9 protein-coding genes and 4 pseudogenes are annotated in these 14,368 nt (G+C 69.0%); 10 read left to right on the top strand and 3 right to left on the bottom strand.

Features of this window, described 5'->3' with window-relative positions; translation table 11 throughout:
* Nucleotides 1–1,385 precede the first annotated feature (1,385 nt).
* From JOD52_RS17660 to JOD52_RS00380, 6 genes and pseudogenes are all read left to right on the top strand, one after another.
* On the top strand, nucleotides 1,386–2,444 hold the full coding sequence (locus tag JOD52_RS17660) for a nucleoside-diphosphate sugar epimerase/dehydratase (protein WP_204408427.1): 1,059 nt from the start codon (nucleotides 1,386–1,388) through the stop codon (nucleotides 2,442–2,444).
* A 10-nt stretch (nucleotides 2,445–2,454) separates the two neighbouring features.
* Nucleotides 2,455–3,241: pseudogene (locus tag JOD52_RS16870) on the top strand (transposase family protein); the annotation flags it as partial.
* A 141-nt stretch (nucleotides 3,242–3,382) separates the two neighbouring features.
* Nucleotides 3,383–3,740, top strand: a pseudogene (locus tag JOD52_RS00365) (helix-turn-helix domain-containing protein); the annotation flags it as partial.
* Between the two features lie 161 nt (nucleotides 3,741–3,901).
* Nucleotides 3,902–5,464: an IS21 family transposase gene (istA, locus tag JOD52_RS00370; protein WP_204408388.1), complete on the top strand. Its 1,563-nt coding sequence runs from the start codon at nucleotides 3,902–3,904 to the stop codon at nucleotides 5,462–5,464.
* Entirely contained in the window at nucleotides 5,461–6,207 is a 747-nt protein-coding gene (locus JOD52_RS00375; RefSeq protein ID WP_338124028.1) for an ATP-binding protein, read from the top strand. The genes istA and JOD52_RS00375 overlap by 4 nt, the downstream gene beginning before the upstream one ends.
* Nucleotides 6,208–6,321: 114 nt before the next feature.
* Nucleotides 6,322–6,711: pseudogene (locus JOD52_RS00380) on the top strand (DDE-type integrase/transposase/recombinase); the annotation flags it as partial.
* A 30-nt stretch (nucleotides 6,712–6,741) separates the two neighbouring features.
* On the opposite strand, the gene JOD52_RS00385 reads toward JOD52_RS00380, so the two are convergent.
* Nucleotides 6,742–7,973 (bottom strand): IS3 family transposase gene (locus JOD52_RS00385; RefSeq protein ID WP_376983355.1). Its coding sequence is split into 2 segments (ribosomal slippage): nucleotides 6,742–7,691 and nucleotides 7,691–7,973, totalling 1,233 coding nucleotides; the frame shifts between segments, so codons are not numbered across the junction.
* 84 nt (nucleotides 7,974–8,057) lie between these two features.
* Between JOD52_RS00385 and JOD52_RS00390 the strand changes: the two are divergent.
* A pseudogene (locus tag JOD52_RS00390) lies at nucleotides 8,058–8,303 on the top strand (integrase core domain-containing protein); the annotation flags it as partial.
* Nucleotides 8,304–8,427: 124 nt separating this feature from the next.
* On the opposite strand, the gene JOD52_RS00395 reads toward JOD52_RS00390, so the two are convergent.
* Nucleotides 8,428–8,997: an arsenate reductase/protein-tyrosine-phosphatase family protein gene (locus JOD52_RS00395; RefSeq protein ID WP_204408429.1), complete on the bottom strand. Its 570-nt coding sequence runs from the start codon at nucleotides 8,995–8,997 to the stop codon at nucleotides 8,428–8,430.
* 191 nt (nucleotides 8,998–9,188) lie between these two features.
* On the opposite strand from JOD52_RS00395, the gene JOD52_RS00400 reads away from it, so the two are divergent.
* The 3 genes from JOD52_RS00400 (at nucleotide 9,189) to JOD52_RS00410 (ending at nucleotide 13,564) form a co-directional block, all read left to right on the top strand.
* Nucleotides 9,189–10,544, top strand: coding sequence for an MFS transporter (locus JOD52_RS00400; protein ID WP_239551971.1), 1,356 nt, complete (start codon nucleotides 9,189–9,191; stop codon nucleotides 10,542–10,544).
* A 461-nt stretch (nucleotides 10,545–11,005) separates the two neighbouring features.
* Nucleotides 11,006–12,175: a hypothetical protein gene (locus JOD52_RS00405; protein ID WP_204408430.1), complete on the top strand. Its 1,170-nt coding sequence runs from the start codon at nucleotides 11,006–11,008 to the stop codon at nucleotides 12,173–12,175.
* A 270-nt stretch (nucleotides 12,176–12,445) separates the two neighbouring features.
* Nucleotides 12,446–13,564: a transglycosylase family protein gene (locus tag JOD52_RS00410; protein WP_204408431.1), complete on the top strand. Its 1,119-nt coding sequence runs from the start codon at nucleotides 12,446–12,448 to the stop codon at nucleotides 13,562–13,564.
* Between the two features lie 129 nt (nucleotides 13,565–13,693).
* Here the strand turns inward: JOD52_RS00410 and JOD52_RS00415 are convergent, their stop codons facing one another.
* Nucleotides 13,694–14,233, bottom strand: a complete 540-nt coding sequence (locus tag JOD52_RS00415) for a TetR/AcrR family transcriptional regulator (protein WP_204408432.1) — start codon at nucleotides 14,231–14,233, stop codon at nucleotides 13,694–13,696.
* Nucleotides 14,234–14,368: the final 135 nt, after the last annotated feature.

Below are 14,368 nucleotides of genomic sequence, written 5' to 3' on the forward strand. Positions count from 1 at the left end.
TGCCGGCCGCAGCCGTGGCAGTCTCCGCCCCCGCTGTCGCCGCCTCGCCCTTCCAATGCCCGTCGCGGACGTTCACGGCCACGAGCCCCCGCTCCGGGTCGGATCCGACCACCGGGACCTGGACGGTCCCCGCCGGGGTGACGCGGATCTGTGTGACCGTGGTCGGCGGCGGGGGTGGAGGCGCCGCCAACGGCAGTACTGGAGGCGCCGGGACCCGTATCACCGGTGACCTGGCGGTGACACCGGGCACGGTCCTGTCCTGGACGGTCGGCGCAGGAGGGGTGCGACCGACGACCACGGGCGTTCGCGTGCCCCCGAACGCAACCGGCGGTGGAGGATATGGCAAGGGCGGCGACGTGATCTTCAGTGCGGTGTCCGCCGGGGAGGCGACCAACAACAACGTGAGTGGATCAGGGGGTGGGTCCTCGGCCATCGTGATCGGCACGGAGGTGCTGGTCGTGGCAGGGGGCGGCGGTGGCGGTGGGGGCTCGGCGCTGACCTCGTCCGGGTACCCGCAGTTCAGCGGTGCCGTGGCGGTCGGCGGTTCGGCCGGAGCGAATGGCGGAGGATCGGCGACGTCGCACCCGAACGTGCCGAGCACCACGGCCACGACCAACGGGGGACGCGGCGGACCCGGCGGATCCGGCGGGCCCGCCGGCACAGGCGGACCCGCCGGGACCACGTCCGTCGGCCCTTCCCAGACGCAGCTCAGCGCCGTGCGCACGGCGGGTGCAGCCGGTACGGCGGGCGTCACGGGGAACGGTGCGAACGGTGTCCAGACGGCTTCAGCCACCACGTCGCACGTCTCCGCCGGAGGCGGAGGTGGTTACGGAGGCGGCGGGAGCGGAAGCTGCACGACCCTGCGAGTGCGGGACAACGCTTCCACAGGGACCGCATCGATCTCCTTCGGCGGCGCCGGTGGAGCAGGGGGCAGCTATCGTAGCTCCCGGTTGAACAACAGCACTGTCTCCTCGGCCGCCAACGGCGCGGCGGCGGCGGGCACCCGTAGCCCGGGCTCCATCACCATCAACTTCTGAACCGCCGGCACGGCGAACCGCCCGTCGGTCGCAGACTGCTGACGCTCCTTCCCTGAAGCGCCGTCTCCTGTCGCTGGAGACGGCGCTTCGTGCTGTCCGGGCGCTGATCGGACTGCCGGTGCGGCTTGCATGACTACGCAGGCCGCAGCGCTGCCCCCTTGCGCCCGGCTCATGGTCGCCGCTCTCCGGCCGTCGGTCAGCCGGCGGCTACTTGCCGGGAATCTGTGGACCGGCTTCACAAGGATCAGAACCTGACGGATGGTACGAAACGGCACGAGGCGGGCAAATCGGACATCGACGGTGACGTCGCAGGTCCGAGAGGTTCGCACCATCGGAAGAGGGGGAGTCGTGTCAATCATCTCTCTGCATGCCGTCCTGTGGCCCGCAGCATCCAGTCCGCGACGGATCAGCGAGGACGGGCAGCCCATCCGCGATGCCGGCCCCGACACCCTCTACGACCGGGACCTCCATCCCGCGCCGGTGCCGTTCATCCTCATCGACGCGCTGATGTGGTTCATCGGACTCTGGGCGGCCTCCGCGCTGAGACTCGAAGCCCTCGCCCTCTCCTTCGACCTGTCCCTCGACGGGGCCGGGACGCCGCTGCTCGGACTGCTGGTGCTCACCGCGATCGCCGTCGCCGTCTACACCCTGCTGGGCCGCGCGGTGCGTCTGCACCAGGGCCGTCACCTCGTGGGCAGCTTCGACGAGATGGCGCCGCTGGCCGGCGTCGTCCTCGCCACCGCCTTCGTGGTCACCGCCACCAACGCGGTGTGGCCGGAGCAGATGCTGCCGATGACCGCGCCGGTCATCGCCGCCCCGATGGTGATCCTCGCCGCCGCGACCGTGCGCTACCTGGTGCGCCTGCTCGCCGCACGCACCCTCCGCGTCCTGCGCGAGGCGCAGGCCGAGCCCTCCCGCGCACTGATCGTCGGCGCCGGCGACATCGGCCGTGCGCTCGCCGACTCGATGCTGCGCGACCCCTCCTCCGCGTGGAAGCCCGTCGGGTTCCTCGATGACGACCTGCGCAAGCGCCACCTCCGCCACGCCGGGGTGAGCGTCGCCGGGACCACCGACCAGCTGCGCCCCGCCATCGAGCGCACGGGTGCGGACGTCCTCGGCATCGCCACCACCCACATCTCCGCCGACACCATGGGCACGCTCACCGCCGTGGCCAAGGAACTCGAGCTCCCGTCGAAGATCGTCCCGCCGCTGAACGAGATGATCGACGGGGTCCACCACACCGACCTTCGCGAGATCCAGCCGGCCGGCCTCCTCGGCCGCCGCCCGGTCGACACCGACCTGAGCACCATCAACGAGCTCCTGCGCGGGAAGACGGTGCTGGTCACCGACGCCGGCGGCCCCATCGGCTCGGTGAATCGGCCCAGGTTTGATGCCGCTGCTGTTTGAGTCCGGAAGGATGGACAGGCAGCCGTGGAAGATCGATTCCCAGCTGCGCGTGAGGTGCGTGCGGCTTGTCAGGGAACACCAGCAGGAGTACCCCACTCTGACCGCCGCAGTCACCGCGGTCGCTCGGCGAGAAGGCGTCTCGCGGGCGTCAGAACGGCGCTGGCTCGCGCAGGCCGAGGTCGACGACGGAACCCGCCCCGGGATCACGAGCGAGGAGTCCGCCGAGCTCAAACGACTGAAGGCCGAGAACCGACGGCTGCGCGAGGACAACGAGATTCTTCGCCGGGCTTCAATTTTCTTCGCGGGGGAGCTCGTCCCGCGCAAGCGGGAGGTGCCCCCACCCCGCAACCGCTGATCCTGGCGTTCATCGACGAGATGAGAGCCGAGGGCTATGCAGTCGAGCCGATCCTTCGCGTCCTGAGCCAGCCCAGCAGGGCCTTGCGATCGCTGCACGGACCTACCGGGCCTGGAAGCGCCCGGCCCGCATCGCTGAGCGCACCGTCGCAGGCGCCCTGGTCGAGGACAAAATCCGCGACCTCGCCTGGACGGCCGATCAGGTCACCGGGCAGATCCAGATGACGCCGGAGGGCCTGTATGGGCGGCGGAAGTGGGGCGCCCTGCTCTGTCGCCAGGAGGGCCTGGCCGGCACTTCTCGCGGGGCGGTGGACCGTGCGATGCGGGCCCTCGGGCTCGAGGGGGTGCGGCGCGTCAAGAAGCTCCGCACGACGATTTCCGACCCGGACGGGAAACGAGCCGGCGACCTGCTGAATCGCGACTTCACCGCATCCGCTCGGGACTGATGCGCAATCAGGTGTCAGCTGGGGTTAGGTGTTGCGGGTCATGACGTTGTAGTCACCGTGCGGGGATGAAGGAACGGGTCCCTGACCGGCACGATGGGTGGTGCTGAAGCCATTCATCTGCTGGAAGAGACCCGTTCCATGGCCCACCGTAATGCCCCGCTGACCGTCCTTGGAAGTCAGCGAGCTGTCACCGAGGTGCTCGAGCGCGGACGCCCGATCGCTCACGTCGCGGCCGAGTTCCACATCGCTCGGGCCACTTTGTCGAAGTGGGTAGCCCGCTACCGTGACCGCGGCAGCGCCGGCCTCGTGGACCACTCCAGTGCCCCCCGCCGAGCGGCCGTCACGGTTGCCTGCGTGGGTGGTGGAGTTGATCGAGCACGGGTGACGGACCAATAAGTGGTCCGCGCACAGGATTACTCGTGAGCTTGCCGACGCCCGGGGTTTCCGGTGCTGCGTGCGCACGGTGACGCGCTGGCTGGACCGCCTGGGCCTGAGTGAATATTCGCCTCGCTGGGGTCCGCTGATCGAGGGTTCGGGTGCCACGTCGCTGCCGTAGCGGTGGCGTCGTTCGGGACCACCAGTGGTGTCGTTGGGGCCGCTCTGTCTACGCTCCTTCCGCCGTGTGTATAGGGCACGCGGCGGAAGGAGCAATCTGGAATGGTACGGAAGATCAGGGCGAAGCTGGTGCTCCAGCTGCGCGCAGAAGGTCTGTCGGGGCGAGCGATTTCGTCCTCGCAGGGCATGTCCCGCAAGTCCGTGAGGGCGGTGTTCGAGGCCGCTGACGCTGCAGGGATCGGGTGGGGCGATATCGCGGACGTCGCCGATGAGCAGGTGTATGCCCGGTTGTTCCCGGGCCGGGGCGAGCACGAGAGCGTGTTCGCACAGCCGGACTGGGAACAGGTCCATCGAGAGATGGCCAGGGTCGGCGTGACGCTGAAGCTGTTGCACGGCGAGTACTTCGACGCGACCACGGCGGCTGGGGATCCGGCGATGGGGTATGACCGGTTTTGCCGCACCTACCAGCACCACGTCATGGTCACCGGTGCCGCTTCGAGAGTCGGTCACAAGGCCGGCCAGAGCGTGGAGGTCGACTGGTCCGGCCCCACGATGGAGCTGGCCGATCCGGTCACCGGCGAGGTCTCGAAGGTGTTCTTGTTCGTTGCCTGCCTGCCTTTTTCTCGTTACGCGTTCTGCTTCCCGGCGCTGGATATGCGCCAGGAGTCCTGGCTGCGAGCGCACGTAGCGATGTTCGAGGCGCTGGGCGGGACGGTCCCGAGGATCGTTCCGGACAACCTCAAGACCGGTGTGGTGAAGCACCCCCGCGAGGGCGAGATCGTCCTGAACGATGCGTATCGCGAGATGGCAGCGCATTACTCGGCGGCGGTGCTCCCGGGGAGGGTGCGGAAACCGAAAGACAAGGCGAGCGTGGAGAACACCGTCGCGCACGTCGCGACCTGGGTCATCGCCGGGCTGCGGGATCAGCGATTCACGTCCCTGCCCGAACTTGCAGCCGCCATCGGGCAGCGGATGGAGGCCTATAACGCGGAGCCGTTCCAGAAGCGGCCCGGATCCCGCGCCAGCGTGTTCGACGCGGAGGAGCGGCCGCTGCTGACGCCGCTGCCGGCGGTGCCCTACGAGATCTCGACATGGCACTACGGACGACGAGTGGGCAGGAACGGGCACGTCACGTTCGCGCGGAACTTCTACTCCGCGCCGTTCGCGCACATCGGCGCGAAGGTCGATCTGCGCATCACGGCCCGGACGCTGGAGATCTATCAGGGCAGCCAGCGACTGACCAGTCACCTGCTGCTCCCGGAGACCGCGAGCAATGAGTACCGCACCAACGACGCGGACCTACCTGCGGGCGAGCGTTTCCAGGCCTGGGACGCGCAGAGGGTGCGGGCGTGGGCAGATCGGGTCGGGCCGGCCACGGTGATCGTGATCCAGCGGATCTTCGAGTCCGTGCCGATCGTGGAACAGGGCCTGGATCCCGCGTTGGCGGTGCTACGGCTCTCTCGCCGCTTCTCCGTAGATCGGGTCGAGGCGGCCTGCGCACTCGCGCTGACGGGACGGGTCCGTTCACCGCGCTATGCGCATCTGCACCCGATCTTGGCCACCGGGCAGGACAAGGTCGCCGCCCTGCGTCCACCCCGCGAGGAACCCGCGGAAGACGGCGGATACGTCCGTGGCGCCGACTACTACGCCGGAGGTGTCCGGTGAGCGTGATCGATAACGACACGAAGCGGAAGCTGCGCGAGATGGGCGCGACCGCGCTGCTGGACGCGATCGATGCCCAGGATGAGGCTCACGTGCTGGGGATGTCGTTCCAGGAACGGCTCCAGCTGATCGTGGACGAGGCGCATTCCATCTTCAATCATGGAAAGGTCGAGGGTCTGATCCGCCGGGCGGGGCTGCGTTATCCCGGAGCGGACCTGCGGCGGCTGGATCTGGTCGAGGAACGGGGACTGAACCGGAACGTGATCGCGCAACTGGCAACCTGCTCCTTCATCCAGCGGCAACAGAACGTGGTCTTCCAGGGCTTCACCGGCTCAGGGAAGTCCTACCTCGGCTGCGCGCTGGCGAAGCAGGCCTGCCAGCACCGGCTCCGAGCCCACTACATCCGAATGCCCGACCTCGAAGAGGCCTGGGCCCTGGCAAAGGACAAGCCGCAGGGCCAGACGAAGTTCCTGCGGAAGTACTCCACGTTCTCGCTGCTGGTGATCGACGAGTGGCTGCTGGACCATCCTGACGAGGGAATGCGTTCGATGCTGCTGGAACTGCTCGAGCGCCGCTATGACACCGGCTCGACCGTGTTCTGCACCCAGTACCCGAAGAAGGACTGGCACGCCCGGCTCGGTGGAGCAGTCCACGCCGATGCGATCATGGACCGCATCGTGCACAACACAATCTGGATCGACACCGGCGACAGGAACATGCGAGAACACACCGCACTGCCCCAGTGACCCGATGCCGGCGGGAGCCAGTGGTCCCCACCGCGGCGGCTACTGGCCCCCGTCGGCACGATCGGCGGTCCCCAAGAGCAAGATTCGGTGGCTCCCACGACTACGAATACTCACCTGAGCCGGATCCGGGACATCAGCCCCGACGGGGAGGACCTCCGCAAGCCCGGGAAGATCATGGCCCGCTACCCGGGTCACATGGTCCACATGGACGTGAAGAAGGTCGGGAAGATCCCCGATGGCGGCGGCTGGTGGGCCCATGGCCGCGGCAGCGAGAAGGCCCTGGCCAGCAGGCGTGCCCACAAGCAGAAGGTCGGCTACACCTACCTCCACTCCATGCAGGACGGGTTCTCCCGCCTGGCCTATACCGAGGCTCTGGAGGACGAGAAAGCCGCCACGACCATCGGGTTCTTCCACCGCGCCCGAGTGTTCTTCGCAGCTCACGGCATCACCAGCATCACTCGGCTGGTCACGGACAACGGCGCGAACTACACCGCGAAGGCGTTCTGGGCCTGCCCGCAAGTCGTTGACAGTTGATCAAGCTGCTTGAGCCTGATCTGCGTGTACTTCGGTCTCGGCCTGGTCGCGCTTGATGGCATTCTCGAACGCGACCGGGCTGGTGTAGTCGAGGCTGGAGTGCAGCCGGCGACGGTTGAAGACGATCTCGATCCAGCGAGCGACCTCGCGACGCGCTTCGGCCCGGGTCGGCCAAGAGCGCCGGTCGTAGAACTCAGTCTTCAGCGTGGCCCAGAACGACTCGGCCATCGCGTTGTCCCAGCACACCCCGGTCCGTCCCATGGACTGGCGGATCCCCAGCTCCTCGCAGGTCTCGAACAGGGTCTTTGACGTGTACTGGGTGCCGCGATCAGCATGAAACACAAGGTCATCTGGGACATCCCTGCGCAGGGTTCGTGCCATCCGCAGCGCGCGGTCGACGAGACCGGCGTCCTGACACTCGTCCATCGCCCAGCCCAGCACGCGCCGGGAGTGCCCGTCACGGACCGCGGCGAGGTAGAGCCAGCCCTCGCCGGTTCGCAGATACGTGATGTCGCTGATCCAGATGGCATCGAGGCGTCCCTGGTCCCATTGCCGCTGGGCGTGATCCGCGAAGCCTCGGGCGGCGGGATCTTGGATCGTCGTCACCGGGGTGAACATGCTCGGGCTGATGCCCTCCAGTCCCTGACGACGCATGGACGCGGCGACCGTCTTCCGGTCGACCACCACGCCCTTGGCGGCGAGCTCACGGGTGATCCGCGGGGCCCCGTAGACATCGTCGGAGGCCCGGAACTGCTCGCGCACGGCCTGATCGATCACCGTCCGCCGCTGAGCCCTCGACCCGGGGCCATGCTGGCGACGGCGCTGCCAGGCGTAGTAGCCCTGCCGAGTCACACCCAGAAGCCGCGCCATGCGGGTGATCTCGAAGTTCGCCTTCTCCGCGTCCATCAGCTCGAACCGTTCCGCCGAGGTGGCTTCGACGCGAAGAAGGCGGCTGCTTTTCCCAGGAACTCATTGTCCGTCTCCAGCTCATGGACCCGCCGCCGCAGACGCTTCAACTCTTCCCGCTCGTCGGCCGCCAACGGCACTTCCGGGCCCGGAGCCGGGCCCCGGCGCTCGCGTTCTTGCTGGACCCAGCGACCCAGCAACTGCGCACCCACGTCGATCTCCTCAGCCACATGCGCGATCGGCCGGTCCGTATCCAGCACCAGAGCTGCTGCCTCTCGGCGGTACTCCGGCGTGTACCTCTTCCGCTTGCTCATGACGACAACCATCCCGCAGGCCAGCACGACCCGCTATCTCAGGCGTCAACATCAGGAGGGTAAGCCCAGTTCAACCGTTCGACCAGCGCGTTCATCGGCCGGCACCAGCGCACCCGGGCCTACACGCCCCGGCACAACGGGAAGATCGAACGCTACCAGCGGCTGATGAGCGACGAGTGCCTCTACACCCGCCGCTACAAATCCGAGAACCAGCGCCGCGAAGCGATCAGAGTCTGGAACCACCACTACAACAACCATCGGCCCCACACCGCCTGCGGCGATCAGCCCCCGGCCTCACGCCTCCACACCGGCGTCGACAACGTCATGACCAACTACATCTAGCCGCCCTATTCGGGCATTAAGAAGGCCCTGCTCATCCGGCTGTCCCGCTGAGCCGGGCTGGTTCGATCACTGCGCCTCTGTGCTGGCCAACGCGCGTCTGGGACCCACGCTGGTGTGCTGGCCCTCAGGTGTCACCCGTGCCCAGCCACCGGCTGAGCTCTGCGACGTGCCCCGCGATCACGTCGGCCGATCGGCGCGCCACCTCGGGGGAGCGGCCGTAGGGATCCAGCACGTCGGCGGCCGAAAGCTGCGCACCCGACCGCGCCCAGGCGCGGATCCCGGCCCGATGCGCTCCTGCGCCCACGCCGGGGGGTGAGTCCGCTGACGCGCCGGAGTCAGCCAGCGCACCCGTGGAGGTGAGCATCACCGTGCGCAGCCCTACCGCGGGCCATTCCTCGATGATCCACGCCCGCTGCCGCTTGCTCATCGTCACGATCAGATCGGCACGCACCGCGGCAGCCTGATCCAGCTGCGCCCCGGCCAGCCCGTCGGGCGAGAGGCCGAACCGTGCGAACTCCGGCAGCATCTCGGCGGCCACCGGCGCTCCTACCAGCGCCATCGTCCCCCTGGAGCGCACCTCGACTCCCACCACGTCGCTCCCTGCAAGTCGGCGTCTCAGCAGTGCTTCGGCGAACGGTGACCGGCACACGTTGCCGGTGCACACCATGAGGATCGAGAAGGGCAAGGAGGCCATGCTCGAGTATGACGGCGATCGGTCCGTGCGGCGCAACCGGCGGCTCGGCCCGCTTCACCTCGCGCGCCCCCGCACACGCTTAGTCGGCGCCCGGGGCATATCCTGCACAGGTGAGTTCCGCCGCCCATCCCGCCGCTCAGCCCCCGGTGCGGCGCAAGCCCCTGCTCGCCGTCCTCCTCGCCCCGCTGTTCATGGCGCTCGTGGCCGTGAGCGTCATCAACGTGGCGCTGACCGCCATCGGCGAGAGCCTGGACGCGACCTCCGGCGGCCTGCAGTGGGTGATCTCCGGGTACGCCCTCGCCTTCGGCATGCTGCTAGTGCCGGCCGGGCGCGCGGGCGATGCCACCGGCAGGCGCCGCATGCTCGTGATCGGCATCGGGATCTTCACCCTGGGCTCCCTGCTCTCCGGCTTCGCGCCCAGTGTGGAGATCCTCAACGTCTCCCGCATTCTGCAGGGCATCGGCTCCGGCCTGCTGAATCCGCAGACGGTGGGCCTGATCCAGCAGCACTTCCGCGGCCAGGACCGCGCCCGCGCCTTCGCGCTGCTGGCCACCACCGTGGCCGTCGCCACCGCCGTGGGACCTGTGATCGGCGGCCTGCTGATCCAGATCCTCGGCCCCGACCAGGGCTGGCGCTGGATGTTCTTCATGAACGTGCCCATCGGCATCCTCGCCATCGCCGGGGCCTTCCGCTACCTGCCCGACGACCGTGCCGCCCGCACCGGCAAGCGCGCCGACCTCGACCCCGTCGGCACGATCCTGCTGTCCATCGCGATCCTGCTGATCATGCTGCCGTTCCTGGAACGCGGCGTGAGCACCCTGGTGTGGCTCGCATTCCCCCTGGGCCTGGTGCTGGTGGGTGCCTGGTGGGCCTGGGAGCAGCGCTACAAGCACAAGGGCCGACCCCCGATGGTGGACCCCGCCATCTTCTCCAACAAGGCCTTCCGCAACGGCATCCTCATCGTCTCGGTGTACTTCGTGGGCTCCACCAGCATCTGGATCATCGTGCCGCTGTACCTGCAGATGCACCTCGACCACACCGCCTTCGAGGCATCCCTGCTGGGCCTGCCCTCCGCTCTCGCCGCCGCCGTCTCCTCCCAGATCGCCGGCCGCTACGTGCTCACCCTGGGCCGCCGCATGGTGATCATCGGCTTCGCCGTCGCCTTCGTGGGCCTGCTGGGCACCGCCCTGCTGGCCGGACCCGTCGAATCCGGTGCCGTCAGCTTCTGGATGCTCGCTCTGCCGCTGACCCTGATGGGCCTCAGCAACGGCATGACCATCTCCCCGAACCAGACCCTCACCCTGAACTCCGTGGACCCCCGCTACGGCGGCGTCGCCGGCGGCATCCTGCAGCTGGGCCAGCGCGTTGGCGCGGCACTGGGCACCGCGATGATCCCCGGCATCATCTTCTCCCTCACCGAGTCCGGCACCGAATGGCTCGAGGCCTTCACCATCGCCCTGGTGTTCATCATGGTGCTCACCCTGGCCGCGATGGGTGTGAGCGTCCTTGACCGAGCGCGGGAGAAGTCCCAGCCCGGAGCGACATGAGGAGGCGTCGGCCGCAGCACCAGGCGCGCGTCATCCCCACCGGCTGGGACGACGAGAACGCCCCCGCGACCGACGACACCGCCCTCGACACCGCCCTCGACCCTCCTCGCCCTACCGCCCGTCGCCCTGCACCCGACGCGACCCATCCCGACCCTCGCGCGCCCCAACCCGACCTCCGCGCGACCCATCCCGACCCCCGCGCGAGCCATCCCGACCCCCGCGCGACCCATCCCGACCCCCGCGCGACCCATCCCGACCCCCGCGCGACCCATCCCTCACCAGTGGAGCGAAATGGTCGCTTCAACGGCCAGAAGAAACCTTTTCGCTCCACTCATGTCGGTCCAGGGAGCGCTTCCGGCTCCGGCGGTACCCCGGGACAATCGGAGCGCCCCGGCAGCCCCGCCGGCCCCGAGGGGCGGTGGCCGCGCAGCAGAAGCCCGCGCCGGCGCACCCTCGCGATCGTGGGCACCCTGGCGCTGATCATCGGTGCCGTGCTGGTGCTGCCGTCGTTCGTGTTCGTCGACTCCCCGGAGAGGGCCGCCCGCGAGTACCTCGATGCGCTGGTGGAGGGCGACGTCGAGGTGCTCACCGCCCACTCGGAGAGCCTCCGGGGTGCCACCGGCGCCACGCTCGCCGGCCCGATCTACCAGGCCGCCCAGGATCGCGTGACCAGCTACCGGATCAACGCGGTGGAAGCATCGGACACCGCGGCCACAGTGCAGGTCACCCTGGACGCCGGCCCCGAGCAGAAGCAGACCGAGCTCGCCCTCACCGCGCACTCCGCCGGCCCCTTCGCGCCCGTGGACTGGCGTGTGGATCCCGTTCCCCTGACCAGCGCACTGGTGACGTATCCGCTGGGCACCCTCGAGATCCTGGTCAACGGGTTCGCGCTCCCCATCGCGGATCTGACCCCGCAGATCGATGACATGGGGCAGCCGACGGTGTCGATCGCCCTGCTCCCTGGCACGTACGAGATCGCGATGCCGGACGCCGGCGAGTACCTGGACCCGATCGCGGCCACCGTCACCGCACCGGCGCAGCTGACCATCCGGGGACCCCGGCTCGGGGAGACCGGCTATGGCCTGAGCGAGCTGGGGCACCAGTACGTGATCGACGAGATCGTCCGCCAGCTGGAGGAGTGCCTGTCCACCCATGCGGACCCGTTGGGCGGATGCGAGGTCCAGTACCCCGTCGAGGAGTTGCCGCTCGACGAGGGCACGGCAGTGCTGGAGAACGACGGGGACACCGACGCGCTGGAATCGGACGAGGTCCCCGAGATCCCACGAGGCCTCGCGGATGATCTGCTGCCACCCGGCGCCGAGGTAGAGGCGCGAGTGGCGACCGTGCCGCAGCTCGTGGTGTTCCCCGCCCCGTACGGGACGTACGAGGCGTACGGCTTCGACGGGGAGCTCGAGGTCATCACGGAGCCTGGCCTGTCGGGGGAGGCGCCGGAGGTCACGAAAGTCCCCTTCGGCGTGATCGCGTCGGTGGTGCCGCACACCCCGGGGGAGCCGCCGCAAGTGATGCTGGCGGATCCGAGCACGGGCCTGGTGTACGACGTGTGCATCGAGGCAGAGACCGGCCGCGCCTCCGCCGCCGTGCGGGAGCCTGGCACCGATGAGGCGTGCTGAGCGATGGCGAGTGCTGAGAAACGGCGACTGCTGCACCACGAGGGGTCTCGCCCGCGGTGCGGTGAATGACAATGATGTCATTCCGAATTACTCCCGTGAGGCGTAAAGAATCCGCAAAACAATGCGCTGAACAGCCGTCTCGGTCTTCCGGAAACTCTTGCTTCAGGGCACGGTGAGCACGGCCCACCCGTCGGCGACGCAGCTGCGCGGGAAGGCCACCGTCGTTCTGTGTGCCCCGCTTGTCCCTGCCCTCCCCCCAGGAGCATCCCCATGACCGAGCCCCGTCGTACCCCCACCCACCGCGCCGACGGCAGCGCCCAGTACTTCAAGGGCGCGCGCGTGGCCCCCAAGGTCGCGGCCGCCACCGGCTGTGCCGTGATCGCTGCGGGTCTGAGCCTCGGTGGTGCGGGCCTGGCCACCGCGGACGACTCCGTGTGGGACAAGGTCGCCCAGTGCGAGTCCGGCGGGAACTGGTCGATCAACACCGGCAACGGCTACTACGGTGGCCTGCAGTTCTCCCGTTCCACCTGGAAGGCCTTCGGCGGCGCCGAGTACGCCTCCACCGCCAACGGGGCCACCAAGGGTGAGCAGATCGCGGTCGCCAAGCGCACCCTGCATCAGCAGGGCCCCGGCGCCTGGCCCACCTGCAGCAAGAAGGCCGGCCTGACCCGCACCAACGGTGGTGCGGACCCTCACGCCCAGCCCGGTGGTGGCGCGGGGGCCTCCCGCTCCGAGGGGCGTACCCCGGCACCGAAGCCCGCCCCGGCCCCGTCCGCGGGCGCGCTGGTGGTGGATGGGAAGTTCGGCCCGGCCAGCACTCGCGCCCTGGAGCGCTGGATCGGAGTGAACGCCGACGGCTACCTCTCCAGCGGCGACGTGAAGACCCTGCAGTCGCGCATCGGCGCCAAGGCCGACGGCAAGATCGGACCGGAGACCACTCGCCAGTTGCGTGCCGCTATCGGCCTGGGCAGCAATGGTGCCCGCGACTTCCGGTACGACCGCGGCACCGTGCGCGCCCTGCAGCAGTTCCTGAACAGTGGTGCCCCCGCCGCGAAGGCGGCCGCCCCGGCGCCGGCACCGAAGCCCGCCCCGGCTCCGTCGCGCGGTGGTTCGTCCTCTGCCGGAGCCCTGGTGGTGGACGGCAAGTTCGGTCCCAAGACCACGCGTGCGGTGGAGGAGTGGATCGGGGTCCAGCAGGACGGCCGCCTCTCCACCAGTGACGTGAAGGTGCTGCAGTCGAAGATCGGCGCCGAGGCCGACGGCAAGATCGGTGCGGAGACCACCCGCAAGCTGCGCGCCGCCATCGGCCACAGCAACAACGGTGTGTGGGACTTCCGCACCAACTACGCCACCGTGAAGGCGCTGCAGGAGTACCTCAACGCCAACTGACGCCCGCCTGCACGGATCGGTGAGTGGACGCTGGTGGCTGTTTCCTCGCTCTTCTGCAGCCACTGAGGTCCACTCACCAGAGCGTCAGCCCCGGGCCTAGACCAGTTTCTTTGCCCGTTCACCGGAGCGTCAGCCCCGGCCCAGCTCCAGCAGGTGGTCCACCACCGGCAGCAGCTCCTCCACGGCCACCTGTGCCACCTCGGTGGACAGCGATCCGCCGGTGAGCGCCGCATCGAAGTAGAGGCCGTCACCGATCAGCAAGATCGCGTGGGCGATCGCGGGGGAGTCCACCTCCTCGCGGATCAGCGCCAGCCACGCATCACGGGCACGCGCCATCGTTGCCCGGGCCTCGGGATGGGACTCCTGGGCGAGCTGCGAGACCGCCACCAGGGCCCGGTCCAGCGCGGAATCGGTCCACACCGAGGTGCGCACGTAGTAGCGGGAGGGCCCGTCGTCGGCCGAGCGCATCGCCTCGAGGTCCTCGGCCATCAGGGCCTCGAGCCGCTCGATCAGGCCCTCGGCCAGGGCTTCCTTGGACTTGAAGTGGTACAGCAGCCCGCCCTTGGACACCCCCGCGCGGGCTGCGACCGCCTCCAGCGTGGTGGCGCGCTGGCCCTCCTCCAGGAGCATCGCCTGGTAGGCATCGAGCACGGCATCGCGAGCGGTCATGGGATCCACCGTACTGGCATGGCCGCGAGCCGTCGGAGCATCTGCCACGCCCATCACAGGCGGTCCGGCGGGGATTGACTGTACCGTCTGGACGGTTTAGCTTCGGTGGGGTCGGTCCCTCACCACGAGCTACCG

The organism is Brachybacterium muris, from assembly GCF_016907455.1.
Taxonomy (GTDB): Bacteria; Actinomycetota; Actinomycetes; order Actinomycetales; family Dermabacteraceae; genus Brachybacterium; species Brachybacterium muris.